General features: G+C 67.4%; 23 protein-coding genes. 13 read left to right on the top strand and 10 right to left on the bottom strand.

Annotation, left to right across the window (positions count from 1 at the left end; translation table 11 throughout):
- Positions 1-189: 189 nt before the first annotated feature.
- Both C477_RS01575 and C477_RS01580 read left to right on the top strand, forming a co-directional pair.
- On the top strand, positions 190-2,013 hold the full coding sequence (locus C477_RS01575) for an ABC transporter substrate-binding protein (protein WP_049914115.1): 1,824 nt from the start codon (positions 190-192) through the stop codon (positions 2,011-2,013).
- Positions 2,013-2,861, top strand: a complete 849-nt coding sequence (locus C477_RS01580; RefSeq protein WP_008892673.1) for a phosphatase PAP2 family protein — start codon at positions 2,013-2,015, stop codon at positions 2,859-2,861. Before C477_RS01575 ends, C477_RS01580 begins: the two co-directional genes overlap by 1 nt.
- A gap of 225 nt (positions 2,862-3,086) precedes the next feature.
- On the opposite strand, the gene C477_RS01585 is transcribed toward C477_RS01580, so the two are convergent.
- Positions 3,087-3,497 (bottom strand): hypothetical protein, encoded by a 411-nt coding sequence (locus C477_RS01585; RefSeq protein WP_049914130.1) that lies wholly within the window; start codon positions 3,495-3,497, stop codon positions 3,087-3,089.
- An 88-nt stretch (positions 3,498-3,585) separates the two neighbouring features.
- Here C477_RS01585 and C477_RS01590 point away from each other — a divergent pair, with 88 nt between their 5' ends.
- The 3 genes from C477_RS01590 (at position 3,586) to C477_RS01600 (ending at position 5,390) form a co-directional block, all read left to right on the top strand.
- Positions 3,586-3,936 (top strand): hypothetical protein, encoded by a 351-nt coding sequence (locus tag C477_RS01590; RefSeq protein ID WP_008892675.1) that lies wholly within the window; start codon positions 3,586-3,588, stop codon positions 3,934-3,936.
- 114 nt (positions 3,937-4,050) lie between these two features.
- Positions 4,051-4,686 (top strand): hypothetical protein, encoded by a 636-nt coding sequence (locus C477_RS01595; RefSeq protein ID WP_008892676.1) that lies wholly within the window; start codon positions 4,051-4,053, stop codon positions 4,684-4,686.
- Between the two features lie 71 nt (positions 4,687-4,757).
- Positions 4,758-5,390: a DUF7125 family protein gene (locus C477_RS01600; protein WP_008892677.1), complete on the top strand. Its 633-nt coding sequence runs from the start codon at positions 4,758-4,760 to the stop codon at positions 5,388-5,390.
- A 36-nt stretch (positions 5,391-5,426) separates the two neighbouring features.
- Here C477_RS01600 and C477_RS01605 read toward each other — a convergent pair whose 3' ends face one another.
- Positions 5,427-6,182 (bottom strand): DUF2797 domain-containing protein, encoded by a 756-nt coding sequence (locus tag C477_RS01605; protein ID WP_008892678.1) that lies wholly within the window; start codon positions 6,180-6,182, stop codon positions 5,427-5,429.
- Between the two features lie 241 nt (positions 6,183-6,423).
- On the opposite strand from C477_RS01605, the gene C477_RS01610 reads away from it, so the two are divergent.
- The 5 genes from C477_RS01610 (at position 6,424) to C477_RS01630 (ending at position 11,791) form a co-directional block, all read left to right on the top strand.
- Positions 6,424-8,628, top strand: a complete 2,205-nt coding sequence (locus C477_RS01610) for an alkaline phosphatase D family protein (protein WP_008892679.1) — start codon at positions 6,424-6,426, stop codon at positions 8,626-8,628.
- 80 nt (positions 8,629-8,708) lie between these two features.
- Positions 8,709-9,068, top strand: coding sequence for a BsuPI-related putative proteinase inhibitor (locus C477_RS01615; protein ID WP_008892680.1), 360 nt, complete (start codon positions 8,709-8,711; stop codon positions 9,066-9,068).
- Between the two features lie 136 nt (positions 9,069-9,204).
- Positions 9,205-10,152, top strand: coding sequence for a CbiX/SirB N-terminal domain-containing protein (locus C477_RS01620; RefSeq protein WP_008892681.1), 948 nt, complete (start codon positions 9,205-9,207; stop codon positions 10,150-10,152).
- Between the two features lie 2 nt (positions 10,153-10,154).
- Complete coding sequence (locus C477_RS01625; protein WP_008892682.1) at positions 10,155-11,339, top strand: DR2241 family protein; 1,185 nt, start codon at positions 10,155-10,157, stop codon at positions 11,337-11,339.
- A gap of 50 nt (positions 11,340-11,389) precedes the next feature.
- Complete coding sequence (locus tag C477_RS01630; protein ID WP_008892683.1) at positions 11,390-11,791, top strand: hypothetical protein; 402 nt, start codon at positions 11,390-11,392, stop codon at positions 11,789-11,791.
- A 74-nt stretch (positions 11,792-11,865) separates the two neighbouring features.
- Here the strand turns inward: C477_RS01630 and C477_RS01635 are convergent, their stop codons facing one another.
- The 3 genes from C477_RS01635 to C477_RS01645 form a co-directional block, all read right to left on the bottom strand.
- Positions 11,866-12,447, bottom strand: coding sequence for a DUF7524 family protein (locus tag C477_RS01635; protein ID WP_008892684.1), 582 nt, complete (start codon positions 12,445-12,447; stop codon positions 11,866-11,868).
- A 16-nt stretch (positions 12,448-12,463) separates the two neighbouring features.
- The gene (locus tag C477_RS01640; RefSeq protein ID WP_008892685.1) at positions 12,464-12,661 is read right to left on the bottom strand and encodes a methytransferase partner Trm112; all 198 of its coding nucleotides are present in this window, start codon (positions 12,659-12,661) and stop codon (positions 12,464-12,466) included.
- Positions 12,662-12,741: 80 nt separating this feature from the next.
- Positions 12,742-14,121, bottom strand: a complete 1,380-nt coding sequence (locus C477_RS01645; RefSeq protein WP_008892686.1) for an adenylosuccinate synthase — start codon at positions 14,119-14,121, stop codon at positions 12,742-12,744.
- A 357-nt stretch (positions 14,122-14,478) separates the two neighbouring features.
- On the opposite strand from C477_RS01645, the gene C477_RS01650 reads away from it, so the two are divergent.
- Positions 14,479-14,784: a hypothetical protein gene (locus C477_RS01650; protein ID WP_008892687.1), complete on the top strand. Its 306-nt coding sequence runs from the start codon at positions 14,479-14,481 to the stop codon at positions 14,782-14,784.
- A gap of 278 nt (positions 14,785-15,062) precedes the next feature.
- Here C477_RS01650 and C477_RS01655 read toward each other — a convergent pair whose 3' ends face one another.
- The 5 genes from C477_RS01655 to C477_RS01675 form a co-directional block, all read right to left on the bottom strand.
- Positions 15,063-17,690 (bottom strand): DUF7527 domain-containing protein, encoded by a 2,628-nt coding sequence (locus tag C477_RS01655; protein ID WP_008892688.1) that lies wholly within the window; start codon positions 17,688-17,690, stop codon positions 15,063-15,065.
- 111 nt (positions 17,691-17,801) lie between these two features.
- Complete coding sequence (locus tag C477_RS01660; protein WP_008892689.1) at positions 17,802-18,080, bottom strand: UPF0058 family protein; 279 nt, start codon at positions 18,078-18,080, stop codon at positions 17,802-17,804.
- Between the two features lie 69 nt (positions 18,081-18,149).
- Positions 18,150-18,800, bottom strand: coding sequence for a DUF998 domain-containing protein (locus tag C477_RS01665; protein WP_008892690.1), 651 nt, complete (start codon positions 18,798-18,800; stop codon positions 18,150-18,152).
- An 83-nt stretch (positions 18,801-18,883) separates the two neighbouring features.
- A complete protein-coding gene (locus tag C477_RS01670) occupies positions 18,884-20,005 on the bottom strand; it encodes an ABC transporter ATP-binding protein (protein ID WP_049914132.1) in 1,122 nt (373 codons plus the stop codon).
- A 92-nt stretch (positions 20,006-20,097) separates the two neighbouring features.
- Positions 20,098-20,568, bottom strand: a complete 471-nt coding sequence (locus C477_RS01675) for a DUF5793 family protein (protein WP_008892692.1) — start codon at positions 20,566-20,568, stop codon at positions 20,098-20,100.
- 235 nt (positions 20,569-20,803) lie between these two features.
- On the opposite strand from C477_RS01675, the gene C477_RS01680 reads away from it, so the two are divergent.
- Positions 20,804-22,639 (top strand): type II/IV secretion system ATPase subunit, encoded by a 1,836-nt coding sequence (locus tag C477_RS01680; RefSeq protein ID WP_008892694.1) that lies wholly within the window; start codon positions 20,804-20,806, stop codon positions 22,637-22,639.
- Between the two features lie 6 nt (positions 22,640-22,645).
- Positions 22,646-24,730: a type II secretion system F family protein gene (locus C477_RS01685; RefSeq protein WP_008892695.1), complete on the top strand. Its 2,085-nt coding sequence runs from the start codon at positions 22,646-22,648 to the stop codon at positions 24,728-24,730.
- Positions 24,731-24,995 lie beyond the last annotated feature (265 nt).

Below are 24,995 nucleotides of genomic sequence, written 5' to 3' on the forward strand. Positions count from 1 at the left end.
TCGCCGACGAACGCGGTCGCGGCGTCGTCGAGATCCGGCCGTCCGTTCTGCCCTGCGTCATCGATTGCCATACATTGCATCGTTCAGCCGGAAATACGGCCGATTGGAAAAGTTTTTGAGCGTGCCCCATAGCCGATTGTAGTACGCAATATTGTTATATATCAACAGCAAAGAGGTGTAATAGACTGAATGAATTGTAACCCAACCGATCCTGTTGATGGCGTCGATCGACGCTCCGTCCTGGCTGCGGGCGCAGCCGGGCTCTCGCTCTCTCTGAGCGGCTGCGTCGATACGGTCAGACGCGTCGTCGATCAGGACGGTACCGACCAATTGTCGCTCTCCATCGTGACGGTCCCCGCGGACGCCGACCGAGAAAGCATCCGGATCGCCTATCACCTCGAGTCCCACCTCGAGTCGATCGGCGTAGACGTGACCCTCAAGGCGCGCTCTCGTACCGACTTCCTCAAGGCGGTGCTGATCGACCACGACTTCGATATCTACGTCGGTCAGCATCCCGCCGATTACGATCCGGACTTCCTCTATGAAGCCCTCCACTCCACGTACGCCAACGAGGCCGGCTGGCAGAACCCCTTCGGGTTCGACAGCATGGCCTTCGACACCCTCCTGGAGGACCAACGCCGGGCCGACGGTGAGCAACGGAAGCAACGCTTAGCCAACGTACTCCGCGGCGTCGCGGACGAGAAACCGTTCGATCCGATCTGTCGCCCTGACGAGATCCGGGTCGCCAACACCACCCGCTTCGACGGCTGGGGCCAAGGCCATCTCGCGACGCGACGCGGCTATCTCGGCCTCAAGCCGGACGCCGGCGTCGACCGGTTGAACGCGCTCGTGACCGACGCCCGACCGTCGGTCAACGTCAACCCGATCTCGGCGACGGTCCGGGAGCGGGGGACGGTCGTCGACCTGCTGTACGACTCGCTCGGCACCGTCGTCGACGGCGAGGTCCTGCCGTGGCTCGCCGACTCCTGGGAGTGGGTCACGGGCTCCGAGGCGAACGAGGCTGACGCCGAGGAGACGACCGAGCCGACCCGACCGACGACGACCGCGCGGGTTTCGCTCCGCGAGGATTGTCGGTTCCACGACGGCAAACCGGTTACCGCGGCGGACGTCGAGTTCACCTACCAGTTCTTCCAGGATACCGTGCTCGGCCGCGCGTCGCCGTCGCCGCCGCCCCGCTATCGCGGTCACGCGAGCGCGATCGACGATATCGAGATCGAGGACGAGTACACGCTGCGGATCACCGCTGCCGCCGGCACGGACGTCTGTAAACGCGCGTTCACCGTCCCGATCCTCCCGAAACACGTCTGGCAATCGGAACTCGAGGACCGGCTCGGCAACTCTCAGGAGTTTTCGGCGCCGCAAGGATCCTGGAGTCTAGTCACCAGCGACTCGATTGATCCGACCGGGAGCGGTCCCTTCCAGTTCAAGAACAACGCCGAACGGGACCACCTCACGCTCGAGCGGTTCGACGATCACTTCACGCTGCGCGAGGACGTCGAGGGCGACCACCTTCTCGCGCCGCTCGTCGACGAGCTCCGATTTACCGTCGATCCCGGCAGCCCGTCTTCCATCTCGCGGGTCGCCAGCGGCAACGCCGACGTCACGTCGTCGATGCTCGCGGCGTACTCGCTCGGCGACATTCCCGAGGACGACCCCGACGTCGAACGGCTCGAGTCGCCCTCGTGGACGTTCTACCACATCGGGTTCAACGCGCGGACGCCGCCGTGTAGCAACCTCCACTTCCGACGCGCGATCTGTCGGCTGATCGACAAGGAGTGGATCGCGAGCGAAGTCTTCGGCGGTCACGCGGAGCCGCTCGCAGCGCCGGTGACTGAGGAGTGGACTCCTGATGACCTCGCGTGGGACGGCGCGGACCCCGAGACGCCGTTCGCCGGCACCGACGGGACGCTCAACGTCAACGCGGCGCACGACGCGTTTCAGGCGGCCGGCTACTACACCGACGACGAGAATCGACTGCAGGGGCGATACTGATGTTAGCCGAGGTACTGACGCAAGTGGCGATCGTCATCGGGTTCGTCCTCCCGGTTGCGGCCGGAGTGTTCATCGGCCGCGAGCGACTGTCGCAGACGGTTTCGGAGCTTCGTCCGCGGCTACGGACGTCCGCACCGGCGCTCCTTCTTCTGGGCTGCGTACTGGTTCTCAACCGGTATATGCGCCAAAATGAGCCGAACGTCGGGTTCTACATGACCGAGACGATCCGCTCGATCGAGGGCGAGTTCGTCCTGATCTTCCAGGACATCGCGACCCCGCTGCTCACCGAATACTTCACGGCGAGCTACATCTACGGCTACACGTTCCTGTTGCTCTTTACGCCGCTAGCGTACTTCGCGCTCTCGGATACCACGATGTTCCGCCGTCTGCTGACGGCCTACTCGTTGAACTACGCGCTCGGCGTCGTCCTGTACGTGCTGGTCATCGCGTACGGGCCGCGGAACATCCTCCCCGAGTTCGTCGCCGAGACGATGCTGTATGACAACAATCCGAAGTACCAGTACCTCACTGGGGAGGTCAACCGCAACACCAACGTCTTCCCGTCGCTTCACACCTCGCTCTCCGCGACGGTCGGCATCTTCGCCTACTACACGCGCGATGAGTATCCGAAGTGGTTCCCCGTCGCCGTCTTCATCGCGATCAGCGTCATCATCTCGACGATGTATCTGGCGATCCATTGGGGGACGGACGTCTTCTTCGGGTTAATCCTCGCGAGCGTCTGCGTCGCCCTCTCCAACATGCTCGTCGGCCGCTGGTCGCTTACCGACCTCTTCGATCGGCTGGACGACGACTCGCTCGACGCCGTCCGCGACCGGCTGGGACGCTAATTTTGGGGCCGACCACGGTCGCGGGCCGGCACTCGTTCCGATTCGTCGCCGACGGCTGTACTTCGAGAGACCGCCCCGAAAGCTGCTGTAGCCGCTGATATCGGACTCGTGGCCGCGAGCGGACGCGTCGCTGGCCGGTGCAGAACGGAGCGATCGGCGCCGGCGCCGATCGACGGCAGAAACGACGTCGTTCGTTGTAGTTGCAGTCGACAGTCGGCAGTCGGCTCAGTTGTCCTCGAGCGCGTCGGCGATCCGCTTGAGTGCGCGGGTCTGGTCGCGCATCTCGTCGCGGAGCTGGCGGACTTCGCGGACGAGTTCCTCGTTGCCGACGCTCTCCTCCTCGCGACCACCAGGGCCGCCGCCCATGCCGCCGGGGCCGCCCGGGCCGCCGCCCATCATTCCGCCCATCATCTGCGCGAAGGGGTTGCCGCCGCCGCCCATGCCGCCGGGGCCACCGCCGCCGAACGGGCTCTCGGGCGCCTCGCCCTCACCTTCGCCCTCTTCGGCGCGTTTCTCGCGGATTTCCTCGACTCGCTCCCGGAAGGACTTCTCCTCGCCCTCGTCGCCGTTGGCGTCGGATTCGTTTTCGTCGGACATACCCTCGGATTCAGGGCCGTCGCGGAAAAGGATTGCCATGTTTTCGACTTCGAGCGCCGCCGGCCGATCGACCGCGTTCGGCCGGTGCGCGCACAAGAGGGAACTGATAGCGCGTGGTACGGTCCCCATGGCTCCGGACGACGCCACCGCCGACCGGGATCCGATCGTCAGCGAGGGACGGTACGCGGTCGTCGCCGCCAACGACACCGAGTCGGTCGACTACTGGTTCGTCACCGACGACGGCGGCCACGCCGTTCCGCTCGAGGACGCGACGCTCCATGACGCCGCGACCGTCCTCTCGCGGGTTCGAAACATGCGGACCGATCCCGAGGGAACGGGGACGGAAACGGCGTCGGGCGACGGCACGGAACTGACCTGCCACGACTGCGGCGAGACGTGGACCTACACCGGGGACGACGAGCACGCGGCCTGTCCGAACTGCGAGACGGAGGTGGCGGTGGAGGGGATCGGTCCCTGACCACGAGCACCAAGGCCGAACGCTTGTAGCGGGTGTGGCCCAACGGACCGTCGTGAGTTCGAAACCGCTGGACGGAATCGCGGTCGTCGACGCCGCCACCGTCGGTGACCGACCGTGACGCCGGAACTGACCAGACGCGAAGCGATCGCCGGACTCGGAAGCGCGGTCGCCGTCGGGAGCGCGGCCGGCCCCGCGAGCGCGTCTGATTCTCCCGCCGACGCGGTCGTCGATCTCGAGCGCGACGGCGAGACCGACTACCCGCGCTGTCTCTACAAGCCCGACAGCGACGACGAGTGGAACCCCGTGTTGCCGATCAACATCCACGCGCGGGACTCGAGCGGCGGGGCGGCGCTGTCGACGGTCGAAGACGGCTTTACCGGACTCGGGAACCTCGAGTGGACGCGGGTCTTCCCCGACGCGACCGCACGGGCGTGGGACGGCGAGCGAGAGGAACTCGTCCCGCCGGATCACTCGTTTCGGCGGCCGCGACTGGGCGACGAGTGGAACCACGTCCACGTCTGGGCGGTCGACGAGGATCGGGTCGCGATCCACGCCCATCTAGACGTCATCGATCTCACGTCCTCACACTTCCACCGCGGCGACCGGTACGGCGACGCGGCCGCGGAAGCCGCCGCTCACCTCGCCGACGAGGGCTGGGAGACAGAGACACCCTACAGCATCGAGTACGGCGTCGAGGACGATCGACTCGAGCGCTGGGGCGACACCGGCGACGTGAAACTCGTCTACTGACCGGGGCATGACCGCGCTGTCGCCGAATCCAAACACCTACGGCGGAGCCATCGGAACGCTCTCCAAGATCGATGTCCCTTCCGGAACGGGAGTACACCACTGGCATAGACGTTCTCGACCGATTCATCGGCGGCGGCCTCAAGGCGGGTGTACTCGCGGCGTTACGCGCGCCGGCGAGTTCCCAGAGCGAACGACTCCTCGCGGAACTCGTGGCCCAGCACCGGACGGTGTTCGTCTCGATCACGCGATCCGAACGCGAAGTCCGCGACTGGATCGAACGGACGGTCGATATGCACCACGAACTGACGGTTCGGACGCCGACCGTCGACGACGTGCTGGCCGATCCCGACGACGCGATCGGCCCGATCCCGCCGGAGTCGATCCTCGTCGTCGACCCGATGGACCTCCTCGAGAGCGAACCCCGGGACCGGTACCTCGCGGTGCTCGACGCGATCAAAGAACAGTTGCGAACGGCCGACAGCGTCGGACTCGTCCACTGTCTCGAGGCCGATCGGTCGCCCGCGAACCGGGAACTGACGCTGAAGCGGGCGGATCAGGTCTGGCGGCTCGAGACGACGGTCCGGTCTCAGGAGATTCGGACCCGACTCCTGATCACGAAGGCCCGCCGCGGGCGCACGTTCGACAAGCCGATTCCGCTCGTGTTGTCCGATCGGGTCCGGATCGATCACAGTCGGAACATCTAGGCATAGCCGCACGCGTCCGCGGGCCGACGGACTCAGTCAGCCGAACGAGCCGAGCGAGGACTGCAGGTTCCGGTTCGTCTCGCCGACGGTCACGTCGTAACCCACCAGATCCCGCATGTCGACGGCGTAGGTCGTCCCGCCGGTCTCGAGCACCAGCAGTCGTCCCTTCACGCCGACGACGGTCCCCGACGCGATGGTCTCGGGCACCGGCTGGGCCTCGAGACCCAGCCCGTAGTCGAAGTCGAACCGGTCGATGACGTCGAACTCGGCCAGCACGTCGTCCCACGCGCTTTCGTCGACCGTCGCGGCAAGCGATGCCACCTTCGTCGGCGTTCGGACGCGGTCGACCAGCCAGGAGGCGATGTCGGCCTCGAGTTCGCGGGCGATCCGGCCGTTCGAGACGGTGTGGACGTGGGCCGCCCGATCGGCGCCCTGCTCGCGCAGGCGGGTCTCGAGGCGGCGGGACTTGGTGACGCCGACCTTGAACGTGTCCGGGGCGAAGGCGGCGATATAGACGGCGTGCTCCTCGTAGCAGTCAATCTCGTCTTTCAGACAGGAGCCAGTACAGCGGGCGCAGACCCACGTGCTCGTGTGGAACTCGCAGTAGGGCGCTGACGGTCGGTCGCAGGCGACGTGGTCGCCGTCCTCGTCGATCGTCCCGGCGCAGTGGCGCTCGCCGAGCGCGTAGGAGAGTTCGGCACCGGCCTCGAGCGGCCGCCCCTCGACCGCGTCGCCGTCGCTGACCAGCAGCATCGATCCGCGGCCGCTCGGTTCGTAGCCGACCAGTTGCACGCCCGCGGGTTCGGGCCGGGCGCAAATAGGCGTAGCGCTCCCGGGCCTCGAGAGCGCGCCGGATCGAACGCAGCCGCAACTGACCGCGGTTGCGGCCGCTGTTACTCTGTGCGCGTTCGTGGGTCACGCTCGGGCTACGTACGGGTACGGCCCGGATTCCAGACGTTCACAGCCGACGTACCTTACAGTATACAAATTATATAAGCTATTGTTGGAATCCGATGCGGAAAGTATCGCAGTCATGACGGACACACACGCTGACGAGCGAACCGAAGCGGGGACGGACAATCGACGGGCGTTTCTGCAGACGATCGGGCTGGCGACGACGGCCGGTTTGATGGGGACCGCGGCCGGAGAATCGGATTCGGAGGAGGCAACGACTGCGAGCGGCGACGCCGACCTCGTGTCGCTCTCTCACGGTGTCGCGGTCGGCGACGTCACCGCCACGACGGCGGTCGTCTGGGCGCGAGCGGCCGAGGCGGCGACGATCCACGTCGCCTACAGCCCCGATGAGTCGTTCGACCGCGTCGGCTACGATCGGACGACCGTCGACGCCGAGACCGACACCACGGGCCAGCTCCGACTCGAGGGACTCGAGTCGAACACGCGCTACCGGTACCACGTCTGGGCGACGGCGGGGGAGACCGCTTACCGGCCGCTGAGCGGTCGAACGGGCGGACCGAAGGGACGCGGTCCCGGAGGGTCGAAAGGGAAAGGGAAAGAGAAAGGAAAGGGGAACGACGACCATCCCGGGAAGGGCCGCGGGCCGGAGAAGCGACCGGACGAGGACGGTCGCGGCGACGGCGATCGGATCGCCGACGCGATCCCCGAAGCGGTCGAAAGCGGGACGTTCGTCACGGCACCGGCGCCCGACGACGAGGCGGCCGTCTCTTTCGCCTGGAGCGGCGACACGTGGGGGTATGGCGACGACCCCGTCGAACCGCCGTTTCCGGGGCTGCGGACGATCGCCGAGCGCGACCCGGACTTCTTCCTCTACCACGGCGACACGATCTACGCCGACGCGCTGACGCCGGCCGGCAAGGTCACCGAGGACACCCCGATCGACGAGGCCCTCGAGATCTACCGCGGGAAGTACAAGGAGATGCGCGATCCGCCGGCCGAGATCGCCGAGCGGACCAATTTGCTGGAACTGCTCGAGACCACGTCGGTGTACACCGTCTGGGACGACCACGAGGTCATCAACAACTTCGCGGGGCCGATCGAGCCGCTGATGCCCGAGGGCCGGCGGGCCTTCCGCGAGTACTGGCCGCTGGACCGCGACGACGACGCCGACCCCGGCGAATCGAACCGGTTCTACGACTCCTTCCGCTGGGGGAAACACGTCGAACTGTTCCTGCTCGACACGCGCCAGTACCGCGATCCGAACGTCGATCTGGACTCGAAGACGCTGCTCGGCCAAGAACAGCTCGAGTGGCTGAAGGGAGCGCTCGCCGACTCCGACGCGACGTGGAAGCTCCTCGCCTCGCCGGCCCCGCTTGGCTACCCCTCCGACTCGTGGGCGACCGAGGCGGACCGGACCGGATACGAGGCGGAACTGCTCGAGGTCGTCGAACACGTCCAGACGGAGCCGGTTTCGAACCTGGTCGTCGTCGCGGGCGACGTCCACAAGTCGGTCGTGAGCGCGTACGACCCGGACGACGACGGCGAGTTCGAGTTCTTCGAGGCCGTCGCCGGACCGCTGGGCGCACCCGCGGGCGAGCCCGACGACCTCTATCCGGCGCTCAACCCGACGGAGTTCTTCGCGAAGGGCGAGTACCGGAACTTCGCCACCGTCGACGTCGCCGAGTCGGGCGAGACGCTCACGATCGGTATCTACGACGAGCACGGGACCGAGCAGTTCACGAAGACGGTCAGCGCGTCCGATATCGACGCCGCGGCCGATCCCGAGAACCCGGACCGCATCGAGAGCGCCTTCGACGAGGACGCCGAGGGCTGGCTCGTCTCCCAGAACGGCGGGAGCAACCGGCCGGTCTACCACGGGACCGGCGGCAACCCCGGCGGCCACATCGGCGACGCGGAGAACAAGGGCGGCGTCGCCTGGTACTACCAGGTGCCGTTCGAGTATCTCGGCGACCGCGAGGCGTTCTACGGCGGGACCCTCTCGTTCGATCTCCGGCAGGAGCCGGCCGACCAGCAGTTCGACGCCGAGCCCGTCGAGGGCGGCGACGTGCTGTTGCAAAGCGGCGACCGCAAACTCGTCTACGAGTTCCGCGGCGCCGACGACAACCCCGGCGAAGAGTGGACGTCCTACGAGGTGGCGCTCTCGGCCGACGAGACCTGGATCGATCTGACGAGCCGGGAGCCACTCGCCACCGAGGAACGGTTCCGCGAGGTCCTCGCCGACCTCGAGGTACTGCGCATCCGCGGCGAGTACCGCTCCGGCGACGACACCAGCTACCTCGATAACGTCGTCCTGACGAAGTAGGGAACTCGGCCGGCCTCGAGTCGGCCGACCAGCCGCGTTCCGAGCGAAGAGCTATCCCGTTCACCCGCGAACCCACGTCCATGACGCTCGAGGGGACGCTCGAGGCGGACGTATCGACGGCCGACGGCGGATCGCGACCAGGCAACGTCGCGTTCGCGTTTACCGTAACTAACGCCGGCTCCGAGCCCGTCGAACTGCAGTTCTCGGACATGTGCAAGGCGGAGTTCGTCGTCCGCGACGGCGACCGGGAGGTCTGGCGCTTCACCGAGGGGCGGCTGTTCGCCCAGATGCTCAGCCGAGAGGCGCTCGCACCCGGGGAGTCGTCGACCTACGAGGCCGAGTGGGAGCGACCGCGGCCGGGCGCGTACACCGCGACCGCCGAGTTGCGGGCCCAGGAGGCGTCCTGCGAGGCCCACACGTCGCTCGCCGTTCCGGAGTGATCGGCCGCGTCCGTCCGGACGAGGTTCTCATTTCTGAAATCAGTTTTCCCAACTATGCAACGCTCGTTCGCGTTTCGGAGCAGAACTATTGGGCTTCTCCATAGGGTATAAATTGGCTCCGTCCGAACGGTCGCCCATGCAAGCGCTGGTCATCGCGGCGCACGGCTCGCACCTGAATCCCGACGCCTCGGACCCCACCTACGCCCACGCGGACACCGTCCGCGAGACGGGCGCGTTCGACGAGGTCCGCGAGGCCTTCTGGAAGGAGGAACCGCACTTCCGCGAGGTGATCCGCACCCTCGAGTCCGACGAGGTGTTCGTCGTCCCCCTCTTCATCAGCGAGGGCTACTTCACCGAACAGGTCATCCCCCGCGAACTCCGGCTGGAGGAGTGGGACCCCGAGAAGTGGGACTCCGACGGCACGAGCGCCTCGCAGGTCACCCTCGAGGCCGAGGACGTCGGCAAGACGATCCACTACTGCGGTCCAGTCGGGACCCACGACGCGATGACGGACGTGATCGTCCAGCGCGCCGAGTCCGTCACGGAGGACCCCGACGTCGGCGAGGTCTCCGCGTCGGGAGACGCGGAGGCTCGTCGGAGCATCTCCGACGGTGGGTTCGGGCTGACGGTCGTCGGCCACGGCACCGAGCGCAACGAGAACTCCGCGAAGGCCATCGAGTACCACACCGAGCGCATCCGCGAGACGGACCGGTTCGACGAGGCCAAGGCGCTGTTCATGGACGAGGAACCCGAGGTCGACGACGTGACCGACTATTTCGACACCGACGACGTCGTCGTCGTGCCCCTCTTCATCGCCGACGGCTACCACACGCAGGAGGACATCCCCGAGGACATGGGGCTGACCGAGGACTACCGCCTCGGCTGGGACGTGCCCAGCGAGGTCGACGGCCACCGGATCTGGTACGCTGGCGCCGTCGGCACCGAGGGGCTGATGGCCGACGTCATCCTGGAGCGCGCGGCCGACGCCGGCGCGGATATCGGCGACGCGGTCGAGTCCGTCCGCGAGGCGACCGGCCTCGAGGCCGGCGCCGAGCCCGAACCGAACGCGGAACCGGGTGACTGATCGTGACGGCGACACCGGCCAGCGTCGAGGCGCTGCTCGAGGCGGTCGACGACGACGGTGCGGTCGCCTTCGACGGCTTCCGGGTCGAGCGCGCCGCGGACGGCTACGCGCTCGAGACCCCCGACGAGGAGTGGACCGGCCTCGCGGCCGACGACCTCGCGGACGCCCTCGAGCCGCTCTCCGACTACGTCACGAACTGGCGCTACTGGCAGCGATCCGTTAGCGGCGAGGGAACCGCGCGCCGGGCGTTCCTCCGGTGGTGCGAGCGCGCGCCGCTCGAGGTCGAGACGGACAGGAAGACGACGGCCGACGAGACGACTGACGAACCGGTCGCAACCCATCCGTCGATCGACGCCCCCCTCTCCGTCCCCGAGCGCTACGACGCGCTCCGGGACGGCCTCGACCGCGAGTGGGGCCAGCTGTGTCTCACCGCGCGGCTCGTCGACGACGCCGACGACGACCCCGTCGGCGAGCGCGTCTACGACCTGTGGCACGTCGACGACGCCGACAGCGACCTCGCCGACCTCGAGGTCTACGACGATCCGCGCGACGCCCGCGAGATCGCGACCTACGACGAGGACGGCCGTTACCGGCCGCTGAAGACGGCGCCGACGCTTCCCTCGGGGTGGGCCTTCACCGGTCTCTCCGGCGGGGAGCTCGTCGAGACCGTCGAGTTCTTCTACCCTGCGACGGTCGCCAACTGGCATCGCGAACTGCAGGGAACGCTGGACGTCGATCACTGGACCGAGACCGCCGAGCGCCAGACCGGCATCTACGACGTCTTAGACGAGCTGCCCCGCGAGGGCGTCGAGTGGATGGCCGAGGCTTGCTGCGTCGACTCGCAGTGCCTGCGCCGGCGCGAGTGGGAGTTCGACGAGGACGACGAGCTCGACGTCGACGGCGGCGACGGCCCCTTCCCCTGCCGGGAGCCGTGTTCGCTGGTCGTCGCCGCCGCTCGCAAGTGGACCATCCTCGAGTCCGAGCAGGAACGCACCTACGAACTCGAGTTGACCGCCAGCGAGTATAACCAGCTCGCGGCGCTGATCGACGCCGTCGCCGAGGGCCGAACCGACGAGATCCGCGAGGCCGACGTCAACGACGGCGCGAACCGCTACCGGGCGCGCTATCTGCGGGCCAAGCGGTTCGACGAAGAGGGGAACCTCGAGGCGCGGCGGGTCGACGACTGACCGGTCGGTGGCCACAATCTTGGTGTACCGATAGTCGAACAGTATCGGGTGTGAATCGTCGCGAGATTCTCGTTACGGCCGGCTCTGTGCTCGTCCCTCTCTCTAGCGGCTGTTCCGCGCTCAAGGATGACACCGGCTATACGTATACGCTAACGATCTCCGGGCCGCTATCGGAGCCGACCGATCGGGTGTTGGACTACACGACCGCGGGACTGACGCGGAGTCAGGAGGAGATCGTCGAGGAGGCGATCCGAACGGACTCGTACAGCGAAGAAAACGTCAACTGGGACACCCTCCCGGGTCGGACGGGGATCACGATGGAGTTCCGTATGGTGATCCAGCTGATCGCCCGCCACGTCGGCCACGACCCGACGGTCGATCACGAGACCTCGTTCGAGACGCCGAGTCGGTACGACGAACGGCTCTCTCGGTCGACCGTCACCGTCGAGTAACTCGGTTCCCGTACTCCTGAGTAATCGTTTTTCACCGTCGAGTGACCACTGCTCGCAACGGTGAGAATCGCGCCCTACCGAACCAACAGCAACAGCGCCGCGACGACGCCGGCGACGACGACCACGGCGCCGGCGGTGGCGACGGGACCGCCGATCGAAGCCGCGGTCAGCGTCCCGATCGCGGCCACGACGAGGCCGAGGACGGCGATCGCGAGCGTCCCCGGATCGAGCCCGTTCGAGGAGAGCAGCCGGTCGAGACCCGTCGGTGACGGGCCCGAGTCCGGGCGTCTGGGTTCGGCGAACGACTCGTCCACGTCGACCCCGTCCGGCACGGGACCGACGGTGACGGGAACGACGACTGATTCGGCGCCGTAGCCGGTCAGCACCTCGAGCGCGCCGTCGATCGGCTCGTCGATCGCCTCTGCGGAGACGTGGACGGGAACGATCGTCTCGCCGTCGCCCTCGACGTAGTAGTTTGGCGTCTCGAGCGCGGCGATTCGCTCGAGGCCGCCGTCAAGCCGGCAGTGGACGTGCGCGGGGGCGCCGTGGCTCTTCAGGCGCAGGTCGAAGGAGCCGCGGGTCTCGACGCTGTCGACGCTCGGTTCGAGCGAGTCGGACGAGCCGCGGTTGACGTGGACGGTGACCTCGGTTGACACGAATGACGTTCCCCGGTTAGGCCGGCGTCTCTTCGCGCATGTCCGGCGGCAGCAGGTTCGGAATGCCGTCTTCGATCGGGTAGCGCTCGCCGCACTCGGTACAGACGAGGTCGCCGCCGATGATTTCGTCCGCATCGTCGCGGTCGGCGTCCTCGAGTTCCAGCTCGTGTTTGTCCAGCGGACAACAGAGGATCTCCAGCAACGACTCTTGCATAGTACGAACGGTGGCCGCATCCAGCAAAAGGTTTCGGGAACGCGGGCGCGACCCGGTGGCCGAGTCCCCGAATCGCCGCGTTACTCGTAGGGGTTCTCGACGACGACGGTCTCCTCGCGACCGGGGCCGACGCCGACGGCGTAGATGGGGACGTCGAGTTCGTCGCTGATGAACTCGAGGTAGGTGCGGGCGTTCTCGGGGATGGCGTCGTACCCCTCGTCGGCGACCTCGCTCCAGTCGACCTCGGGCCAGCCCTCGAAGCTCCGGAGGTTCGCCTCGCACCGACCCCACTCCTCGGTCGTCGAGGGGATCGTTCGGACCTCCTCGCCGTCGAGTTCGTAGGTGTAACCCACCTGTACCTCGTCGAGCCCCGCGAGCACGTCGATGTGGTTGACCGCGAGACCGGTGAAGCCGTTCGCGCGGGTGGCGTGGCGAAGCATTGGCAGGTCGAGCCAGCCGACGCGGCGGGGACGGCCGGTGACGGTACCGTACTCGCCGCCCTCGTCGCGGATGTACGTCGCGAGGTCCTCGTTTCGCCCTTCAGTTTCCTCGTCGTAGCCTGGCGTGTCACCGACGACGCCGCCGAGTTCGGTCGGAAGCGGACCGCTCCCGACGCGCGTGAGGTAGGCCTTGACGATCCCGATGATCTCCCCGTCGCCGACGACGCCGGGGCCGAGCCCCGTCCCCGTCGCGGCGCCGCCCGCCGTCGGGTTCGACGACGTGACGTACGGGTAGTTGCCGTGGTCGATGTCGATGAGCGTCCCCTGTGCGCCCTCGAACATGACGTTCTGTCCGTCGGCGATGGCGTCCGAGAGGAACGCGCCGGCGTTGACGGTCATGTTCTCCTCCTCGAGGCGCTCGCCGAACTCGCGGAACTCCTCGTAGAGGGCATCCACGTCGAACGCGTCGGGGTCGTCGAGGTCGTCGACGTCGATGTCGTAGACCTCCTCGACGAGCGCGCGCTTCTGCGGGACGACGTACTCGAGTCGCTCGCGGAGGACGTCGGGGTCCAGTAGGTCCCCGATGCGAACGCCGCGGCGCCCGGCCTTGTCCTCGTAGGTCGGCCCGATGCCGCGACCGGTCGTCCCGACCTCCTGGTCGGATTCGCTCTTTACGTCCTCCTCGATGCCGTCGAGGACGCGGTGGAAGGGTAGGATGGCGTGGGCGCGCTCCGCGATCCGGACGTCCGGATCGAGTCCCTTCTCTCGAAGCGTGTTCAGTTCGTCGAACAGCGTTCGCAGATTGACGACGCAGCCGTTACCGAGGATGCCGACCTTCCCCCGGACGGCGCCGGACGGGACGAGCGATAGTTTGTACTCCTCACCGTCGTGAACGACGGTGTGGCCTGCGTTGTCGCCGCCCTGATACCGGGCGACGACGTCAGCGGGGTCGCCGTAGACGTCGACGACTCCGCCCTTGCCTTCGTCGCCGAGTTGCGACCCGACGATAGTGACGGTCATAACAGCGGCGGGTTCTTGCCGTGCCGATAAACAGATTACGGTATTGACGGGCCCCCGGAACGGGGTGTACACCGTCGCGAGTAGGGCCGCGAGACGACCCGGGTTCGAACGATACGCTCTTATCGGTGGCCGCGAGACCACACCTCGTGGTCGATCGCGACCGGTCGGCGGATCCGAATTCGATTTCGAATCCGGACGCGTTGCGAACAGTCATTAACGATTTCGGGGTTTCGGGCGCGAGCCACTCACCGGAACCCGAAGCGTTAACTACTGACAGGAATGATCGTTCAGTTGAGAGTGGCCTGACAGTCGCCGAGAGTAACTTTTAAAAGGTCCAAAGACAAGTTAACAAATGCCATGATAGACCGACTTGAGAAGGAAGTTGATATGCTGGAACGACATCTTCAGGTCCTGAAGATGGTCATCGAGAACGAACCGATCGGGATCGTAAAGATGTCCAACGAGACGGGTTACCCCCACCACAAGGTCCGCTACTCCCTGCGCGTCCTCGAGGAGGAGAACCTCATCGAGCCCTCCAGTCAGGGTGCGATCAAGACCGAGCGCACCGCGGAGTTCGTCGACGAGCTCGACGACAAACTCGACGACATCATGGACAAGCTCGACGGCATGAAGATCGAAGACGTCGCCGAAATCGAAGGCTAGTCTCTCTCCCCACGCTCTCGATACGCGCCGCCCGAACGGTTCGAGTCGCTTCGAGGCTCGGGGAAGCGTTTTGCCGTGCGAGCCGCCCGTCCGAACGCCACGACACGCCGACCGCGACGGATCGACCGGACCGGTCGACTACCTCCGGTTTTCGCACAGCTACGCACCGCTAACAGTCGCGACGCTATTCGGCAGCACTACTACGAGAGGGTCGTCAATACAGCTCGACAACGAGTGAAAACGACGTTCTGAAACGGTGAACGGTGCCGGCGGCCCGCCTACAACTCGGGGACGTTCATGTGAAACCCTTCGGAGCGGGACTCGACCAGACAGAGGTGATAGCCCGTCTTCCGGGAGAGGTTGACGTAACTCATCTTCGAGCCGCGGCTCAACAGCCCCCCGCTGGTCGCCTGCTCGGCCACCTCGAGCGCGCCGGGTTCGAAGTAACTCGAGGTGACGACGACCGCCGCCGCCAGGTCCGGATAGTTGGCCTTGACCGCCGAGGCGGCCTCCTCCATCTCCTCGAGCATCCCCTGTGTCGCGGGCTCGCGAGAGTCGTTCAGGTTCGCGACCAGCAGCGGATTCCCCATCTTGTCGAAGGCGACGACGTCGAAGCGGACCTGCTCGGGGACGTCCTCGGTCTCGTCGTCCTGCAGCGAGATCGTCGCGTCCAGTTCGGCCCGATCGATCTGCGGGATCGCGTCGTAGAGATCGCCCAGCCCGTCGGCGTTGCCGGTGTCGCGAATCTCGAACAGAACGGTGCTGGTGAGCCAATCGACGAACCGGTGTTCCATCGTCCCGGCGAGGAACTCCTCGTAAGGCTGCCCGTCGACGGCCACGTCGGCCGCGTCGAACCCGGTGTGGTGCTCGAGTCGCAGGTTCGCGGCGACGTTCGAACGGTCGCTCTCGCCGCCGTGGGCCGACTCGAGGGTCGGCTGGCTCTTCGAGGCGTACCGCACGAAGAGGTTCGTGTCGGCCAGCGCTCGGTCGGCCGAGAGCTGCGTGCTGGCGGCCGGCGTCGCCTCGGTGCCGGCGTCGGCCTCGCGGGCCCGCTCCAGTTCGGTCTCGAGCTCCTCGATCCGGGACCGAAGGCGGTCGATCGTCGAGGAGAACTCCTCGTTTTCCGACTGTAACTGATCGCGTTCGGCCTCGAGTTCCTCGGCCGCGGCGACGAGTTCGTCGCGTTGCTCCTCGAGCGTCTCGACGCGCTCCTCGAGTTCGGCCACGCGGTCGGCCTCGGCGCCGCTGGCCTCAGCGGCCGCCGGGCCGGCGTCGGCGCTGGACCCGCCGCTGGGGGCGTCGGCCCGCTCCGCCTCCTGCGACCGGCGCTGCCGGGCTGCGTTGGTCTCCTGTGGCTGCCGACTCGACTGCTGTCGCGTCGACTCCCCGGCCGTCTGTCGGCGCTGTGCGTTCCGCCCCGTCTCGGCCTCGCGGCGCGTGCGGCTCCGCTGGCTCGTCTCGGAGCGATCGGCCGCCCGACTCGAGTCGTCGGACTGGCTGTTGTCCGGATCGATCGACGGAATACTGCGCGTCTCGCGCCACTGCGCTTCCTGATCGAACCGTTCGTCGGTCTCCTCGGCGTCCTCGGCGTCCGGCTCCGGAGCCGCCGTCACCGCCGCACCCGCTGGCTCCGACTCCGCCGTTGTGGCTGCGGTCGGGTCCGGTTCGGACGTCGCGGCGTCCGTCGTCGCCCCGGCGTCGGCCGCTCCGGCGTCGTCGTCCGACGGCGACTCCGCGACGTCGTCTTCGGTCCAGGAGATGTCGTTTTGCTCGAGTTGCTCTGCGGCGGCTTCGACCTCGGCGAGGTCCGGACTGGTACCGGCGGTGGCCCCCGTCTCGGAGTCGGGCTCGGAATCGGCGTCGGCGTCGGACGCCGAACGGGCTCGAGCGCCCTCGTCGACGGTCTCGGTCCGTGCTTCGGTCGCCGTCTCCGCCGGCTGGGTGCGGTCGTCCGCCGACGACCGGTCGCGTTCGTCGACCGGCTCGGCTGCGTCGGCCGACTCCACGTCGGTGATCCCGCTCGAGGCGGGGTCCGAGTCGAGCGGCTCCGCGTCGGTCCCGGTGATCCCCGACGACGGGTCGCTGTCGGGCGCGTCCGCCGCGGCGTCGTCGGTCGTCGCGTCGCCGATCGTGACGTCCTCGAGCGGCGCGCTCGCGGCTCCGTCGGCCCCGGTCTCGGCGGGGTCGGGCTCCGGTTCCGAGCCAGAGATGTCGATCGAGTCGAGGGCCGACTCGGTCGGATCGGCGCTCGGTTCGGCCCGCGCGTCGGCAGCGGAGTTCGCTCCCGTCGCGGGACTCGAGTCGTCAACGCTTCCGCTGGTCGCGTCGGTCGCGCCCGCGGCGTCGCTCGCGCTCGAGTCCGGTTGCGTTCCCGGAACGTCGGTGACCTCGATCTCGACGTCGCGAACCTCGTAGATTCCGACCTCGTCTGCGGCCCGTTCGAACGCCTCGTCGCCGGTGAAGAGGCGGTCGGCGTTCCCAACGTAGGCGGCTGCCATTCGGCGACCGCCGTAGTAGACGGCGTAGTAATCGCCGCTGAGGACGTTCTCGCTCAGTTCGACGTAGCCCGTAAACGAGCCGCTCTGGAGGGTCTCGTCGACCTCCCGGAGCGGCGTCTCGTTAGTGTAGTACTTCGCTCGCGTCTCGCCGCCGTGCTCTTCCATCGTACAGAGCAGCGGGAGCGCGGGATCCGGTGCCTCGTAGCGGGTTCCCGACGCGGCCTCGAAGTCCTCGATGGCGCCATCGACGACCCCGACGATGCGGCCGTTTAACATGAACAGCCACGTGCCGGCGGCGGAGACGGCGCCGGAGAAATCGGCGTCAGCGAGATCGGAAAGACCGTCGTAGCCGCCGCTGAACGGGCGGGAATCCCATTGTTCGACGCGCTCTTGCGTGCGCGGTTCCATACCACAACAAGCGGGAACCGCACCAAATACGTTTCGCCTAGATACAGTCTGCTTTTAGATACTGTCTCCGTTACTTCGAAGAGATCGGTGCCGGTCGCGACGGAGCGTCGATCAGATCTTCGACTCGGCGTCCTCGGCGAGTTCCTTCATCCGCTTGCCGATCCGACCGGCGCTCGAGAACTCGTCCTCGCTCATGCCCTTCGCCAAGGCGTTGCCGAGCACGAAGACGGCGTGTTTGTGCTCGCTTTTCGATTTGTGGACGTGGGAGGGATCGACGTCCAGCTGGCGGTACGGCTCGAACAGCTCCTCATCGACGTCCTCCCGCTGGGCGAAGTACTCCATAATGACGACGAGTTCTTCGTGTAGCTCGAGGAGTTCGTCTTTATGCATGGTCGCGTATACGAAGGGTTCGGGCTTAAGCGTTGTGTGCGAGACAGGTACAATACCCGAACGGAACGCTCAGTCCGCCGATTTCTCCCGATTGGCGGAATCCCGTCGATACCGCTCCGCGGCCAGCGCGAACACCCAGCTTCCGAAGGCGACGGCCGCGACGAATTCTGGGACGGCGAACCACGCCGACGGCTCCCCGGCGCCGGCGCGGCTCGCGAGCCACCCGAGCCAACAGAGCGGATGGACGATGCCGAGCCAGACGGAGACGAGACCGAGTCGGACGTCGCCGGCGAGCACGAGTCCGCTTCCGTACACCCACTGTGCAAACGGCGCGAGCCCGAAGAACAGCAGGGCGACCGGCATGTGGAATTCGGCGTCGAGGTAGAACGCGTCGTGACCGAGGAAGAAGACGCCGATTCCGACCAAGGCGGCCGTCGCCGCCCACAGCATGGCGGCGCCGAGGCGCTCGAGGCCGTTCCGTGCCGCCAGCCAGAGCCGACAGCCGAAGGGGACGCCCAGCAGGCCGCCGAGGATCAGTCCGCCGTTGAACAGCGGAAAGGTTCGGGTCTCGTAGCGTCCCATCTCCGAGAGCGCTCGAGCGCGCCAGGAGAACGTCTCCGGGGCGGCCACCAGCGTCGCGAGCACGATCGCGCCGAGGGCGACGACGGGGGCGGCGAGCCCGCACGCCGTCGCGACGCGTCGCCGGGAGGGCGCGTCCATGCGTTCGAAATTACGCGAGGCGGACATCAAGCTGTCCCCGCCGGAGACCGAGACGGAACGAGGGATTCGGGCGACGGCGGAACTCAGTCCGCGGGGAACCAGGCGAGGTCGTGGTCGGCGGTGACGCGGACGGCGACGCGCTCGCCGACGTCGATCCGGTCGACGTGGTTGTGCATACACTCGAGGGTCTCGCCCGACTCGAGTTCGACGCGGTAGAGCGCGGTCGGCCCGAGATACCGCCGGTAGACGACGCGACCGTCGGCCGCTTCGCCGTCGGCCGGCGCGGCCGTCACGTCGTCGGGACGGACGAGCAGATCGACGGTCGCACCGTCGTGCCGGCCGGTCAGGTCAGTAATGGCGTCGCGGCGGACGCGACCGACGGCGGTGTCGACGCCGTCGCCGCGGACCTCGCCCGCGAGGAAGTTGGCGTGACCGAGAAAACCGGCGACGAAGCGGGAGTCCGGCCGCTGGAAAACCGCCTGAGGTCGATCGATCTGTTCGATATCGCCGTCGCACAGCACGGCGACGCGGTCCGAGATCGACAGCGCCTCCTCCTGGTCGTGGGTCACGGAGACCGCGGTGACGCCGGTCTCCGTGATGATCCGGCGGACCTCCTCGCGCATCTCCACGCGGAGGTCGGCGTCCAGATTCGAGAACGGCTCGTCGAGCAACAGCAGCTCCGGTTCGGGCGCGAGCGCGCGTGCCAGCGCGATCCGCTGTTGCTGGCCGCCGGAGAGTTCGTCCGGATAGGCGCCGCCCCGGGTCTCGAGGCCGACGAGGTCGAGCAGTTCGTCGACGCGCGCGTCGCGTTCCCGCTCGTCCCGGTCCCGGAGGCCGAAAGCGACGTTCTCGCGGGCGGTCAGATGGGGAAACAGCGCGAACTCCTGGAAGACGACGCCGACGTCGCGTTCTTCCGGCGGAACGAACCGATCGGCCCCCGCGACGCGCTCGCCCCGGAGATCGATCCGGCCGGCGTCGGGTCGCTCGAGGCCGGCGATGAGACGGAGCGTCGTCGTCTTGCCACAGCCCGACGGACCCAGCAGCGTCAGGATCTCGCCCTCGCGGACCGACAGCGAGAGCTCCGAGATGACCGTCTCGGCGCCGTAGCGCTTGGCGACGCTCTCGAGTTCGAGCACCGTGTCGCCGCTCTCGAGAGCCGGTCGTCGGTCGCCGGTCGCCGTCGTGTGTAGTTGTCCGTTCGCCATCGATCGCTCCCCCGGCATCCGTCGGTCTCTACTCGATTGGAACGTCGATAAAACCCGTATAGCTGCCGGTCAGTTCCGAGCGGGTGGGAATTCTAGAGTTCGACGCCGCTGGGGATCAGGCTGTGTTGGCGAAGCAGGTTGCCTTCGTCGTCGTAGACGAGAAAGGTTCGTTTGTCGTAGGTGACGAAGCTGTCGCCGTCGAGCGTGATTTCGACCTCGTAGCGGCCGTCGTCCTCGGTCGCGTCCTCCCCGTAGCCCCGGGCCGCCTGAATGAACTGGAGGACGTCGTCGGCGTCCTCGTTGAGTTCGAGAATGAACTCGCCGGTGACCCGGTTGGTCACGCTGACGACGCCCGCGGTGTCGGTATCCAGTGGTTCCTGTAGTCGGAGTGCGACGTCGGTCTCCGCCGCCTCGAGAACGTCGCCGTCGGGGCCGGTAAGGCGCTCGCGAAGCATCGTCTCCGGGCCGGTAAAGTCGATCGATACCGAGGGTTTGCTCGGTTCGCCGTCGGTTTCGACCCAGTCGATATTGCTGACGTTTAATGTGAAATGCTCGCGCCTCATTCCGTACCCCTCGCTTCGCACTCACACCGTATCAACGTAACGCACGACCGGTTGCCGATTCGGCCGATCGAGTCCCCGACGTCGGCGGGGCGCGCGCCGCCGACTCGCTCGAGCGCCGATCGAACGGCCGTCTCACTTATGCCCCTCGCCGCGCGACATGCCACGAGAACGACCCCGCTCGCGAGCCGCGTCGACGCCGCGGTCTCCGTCTGCACGCTCGCGAGCCGACTTCATCATGTCCGACCAGCGCGATACCGACCCGGTCGATTCGATCGCAGCCGACGGGAGCGACGGCGACGGCAACGGCGTCGGCGGCGGCCGCCTCGAGTCGACGCTCGCGAGCGCCCGCCGAACGCTCCGCCGACTCCGCGAGACGCTGCAGGGTTCGGAGATTCGGGTTCCGAACTACGATCCGTCGGCGCACGGCCCGCTGGTGACGGTCGACGGGATCGACGGCCTCGAGGAGGTCGACCGCTACTGGGTCGACGCGCCGTTTTCGTTCGTCACGATCGGCCGCGACCGGTCCGCGAACGAGCACCGCTACCGCGCCGTCGAGCCGACGCTGCGGGACGACGAGGCGCGCCTGCTCGAGACGCTGTTCGAGGACGTCCGCGATCCCCTGCTCTACCGCGAGGACGACCGAGGCGACGCCGCGGAGCCGCGAGCCGCGAGCCGCGGGGACGGGATCGAGGCGCTCCTGCGCGAGACGATCCGCGAGTACCTAGAACGCTACGGCGCGGACGTCGACGCGGCGACCTTCTACCGGCTCTTCTACTATGTCCACCGGAACTTCCGGGGCTACGGGCGACTCGAGCCGATCATGCACGACCCCCGCGTCGAGGACATCTCGTGTGACGGCTACGACCTCCCGATCTTCGTCTACCACGACGAGTATACCGACATCGAGACGAACGTTTCCTTCGGCGCGGACGAACTCGACGGCTTCGTTGTGCGCCTCGCCCAGCATTCAGGGCGACACATCTCCATCGGCGACCCGATGGTCGAGACGACGCTGCCCGACGGTTCGCGCGCGGAACTGGCGCTGGGTCAGGAGGTGACCCCGCGCGGCTCGGCCTTCACCGTTCGGAAGTACGCCGACGAGCCGTTCACGCCAATCGACCTGCTCGAGTACGGCACCTTCAGCGTCGAGCAACTGGCCTACCTCTGGCTGGCGATCGAACACAACAAGAGCCTCATCTTCGCCGGCGGGACGGCCTCGGGGAAGACGACGAGCATGAACGCCGTCTCGATGTTCATCCCGCCGCGCGCGAAGGTGTTGACGATCGAGGACACCCGCGAACTCCAGCTCTCCCACGACAACTGGCTCTCCTCGGTCACCCGCGAGCGCATCCACGAGGGGAACGACGTCACGATGTACGACCTCCTGCGGTCGGCGCTGCGCCACCGCCCGGAGTACATCGTCGTCGGCGAGGTCCGCGGCGAGGAGGCGATCACCCTCTTTCAGGCGATGAACACCGGCCACACCACCTACTCGACGATGCACGCCGACTCCGTCCAGACGGCGATCAATCGCTTAGAGAACGAGCCGATCGACGTTCCCCGCGCGATGGTCGGCAGCCTCGACATCCTCTCGGTCCAGACGCTGACCCGCCTCGACGACGGCCGCGTCCGCCGGAACAAGGTCCTGGCCGAAATCGACGGGATCGACCAGCGGACGGGCGAACTCGACTACTCGACGGCGTTCACCTGGGAGGGCGACACCGACACGTTCCGATCGTCGGGTAGCGCCGTTCTCGAGGAGATCCGGAACGACCGCGGCTGGAGCCAGCGGGAGTTGCTCGCCGAACTCGAGCGCCGCGAACGCTTCCTCGAGTACCTGCAGGCGAACGGGATCACCGACTACCGGCGCTTTACCGCGCTGGTCAACGAGTACTACGCCGATCGCGAAGGCGTCCTCGAGCGGATCGACGCGGCGGCGTCCGATACCAACGACGACTCGGCGTCAGATGCCGAACTCGAGTTCGGATCCGACGCTGGAACCGAGGCCGAGACCGAGACCGGGATCGGACGGACCGACATCGACCGACGGCTCGAGAGCGACGGGTCCTGATCCGCCATGTCGGTATCGACCTTCCTGCCGCTCGCGCTCGCCGCGCTCTGCTGTGCGCCCGTCCTCGCGGCCAGATATCACGACGGCGTCGACCGGCGGCTGACGCGGGCCGCGATCGGGCTCTTCGGCGGGTACGTCGACGAGTTTCGCGACGAACATCCCAACAGGCAGGCGGCGCTGCGAGCCGCCCACGTGCCGGTGACTTACCGCGAGTACGGCGCGACGACGGTGCTGTACGCCGGCCTCTTCGCGATCCTCGGCTCGGTGCTCGGCATCTACGTCATCTGGGGCCTGTTGCTCGCGCTCTCGGTCGATCCCGAGACGCTCCGGGCGGCGTTGCCGAGCGCCCTCGCGTTCCTCGCGAACCTCGGTGGCGTGCCCTCGCTGTCGCTCGTCGAACTGTTCGGACTGTTGCTCGCCTCCTGTCTCACGCTCGGCGCGGTCGCCGGCGGCGGCGCGTACTGGCTCCGCTGGTGGTACCCGCGCTACGTCGCCGACGAGCGCGCCCGCCGGATCGAGACGGCGCTGCCCTCGACCGTCGCCTTCCTCTACGCCCTCTCGCGAAGCGGGATGGCGTTTCCGAAGGCGATCCGCATCGTCGCCGCCCACGAGGCGACCTACGGCGAGGCCGCCGCGGAGTTCGACGTCGCGGTCCGCAACGTGGACACCTTCGGGGTCGACGTGGTCACCGCCCTCCAGACGATGGGTCGGCGCTCGCCGAGCCCCCAGTTCCGCGAGTTCAGCGAGAACCTGGTCAGCGTCCTCCAGAGCGGCCACAGCCTCTCTGATTTCCTCGAGCGCCAGTACCACGACTACCAGGAGGAAGCCGAGTCCCAGCAGGAACGGACCCTCGGACTGCTCTCGACGCTCGCCGAAGCCTACGTGACGGTGCTGGTCGCGGGTCCGCTCTTTCTCATCACGATCCTCGTCGTCATCGGGATCGCCGTCGGCGACACGCTCGAGCCGCTGCGAGCGCTGATCTACCTCATCCTGCCCGTCGGCAACCTCGCGTTCGTGATCTACCTGAGCGTCGTCACCGACAAACTGACGCCCGGTGCGGCGGCGAGCGACGCGGGCGAGGCACCGTCGTCGGACCTCCCAAGAGATATCGCGCGTGAGGCGCGGCCCGACGGCGGCGCCGTCGGTGCCGACGCCCACCCGAACGTCGAACGCCTCCGGTACTACCGGCGGCTCCGCGACCTGCGCGAGCGATTCGGGGATCCGATTCGGACGCTGCTCAAGCGCCCGGCGCTCTCGCTCGCGATCACCGTTCCGGTCGCCCTCGCGGGCGTACTGTGGCGATTCCCGGCGGCGCTCGAGGGCGGGTTCGACGTCGCGGCGATCGACGACGCGATCGCGGCTGGGCTGCTGGTCGTCCTGACCGGCTTCGCGATCTGTTACGAGGCCCATCGCCGCCGGATCGACGCGGTCGAGGCGGCCGTCCCGGATCTGCTCGACCGACTCGCGAGCGTCAACGAGGCCGGCATGTCGCTGGTCTCGGCGGTCGACCACGTCCGCGGCTCGGAGTTGGGACCGCTCGGCGCCGAACTCGACCGCGTCTGGGCGGACGTCCAGTGGGGCGCCGACCTCCAGACCGCGTTCGCCCGACTCGAGCGGCGGGTGCGGACCCGGACGACCGCCCGCGTCGTGACCCTGCTCACCGAGGCGATGAACGCCAGCGGGAACCTCGCGACGGTCCTCCGGATCGCCGCCCGGCAGGCCGCGGCCGACCGGCGCCTCGAGCGCGAGCGAAAGCAGGCGATGGTCGAGTACACCATCGTCGTCTACGTCTCGTACCTGGTCTTCCTGTTTATCATCGCGGTGCTCGCGGCGTCTCTGCTGCCGAACCTGCCCGCGGCGGGAGCCGATACCGCGACCGCCACCGGACCCACCGCGGTCGACGGACTCGGCGGCTTCTCGGACTCCGACCGGGCGACCTACGACACGCTGTTCTACCACGCGACGCTCGTTCAAGGACTGCTCTCGGGGCTGATCGCCGGCCAGTTGAGCACGGGCGATATCCGCGGCGGCGCGAAACACGCCGCGATCATGGTCGGCCTCTCCATCCTCCTCTTCGCCGTCGTGGTCTGAAATTGTGTTTTACCGTATTGTGGCTGGCAGAGTACAGCTGATCGCGAACTGGTTGAGAACGACCACGAAAGCCCCTGACGCAGTCGACCCTCCGGGGCTCACTGCGCGTCTCACTACGTTCGGTGCTTACGTCGCCCGGGAGGGATCGAGTGCGTCAGCCCCTTTCAGTCCCGCCCGTGTCGGCTGGTCAGTTTAGCCACCGTGGGTGGGACTGAAAGGGGCTGCTGGCTTCGGGAAGACGGACGACGTAAGCACTGGAGCGAAC

It is taken from the genome of Haloterrigena salina JCM 13891 (assembly GCF_000337495.1).
Classification (GTDB): Archaea; Halobacteriota; Halobacteria; order Halobacteriales; family Natrialbaceae; genus Haloterrigena; species Haloterrigena salina.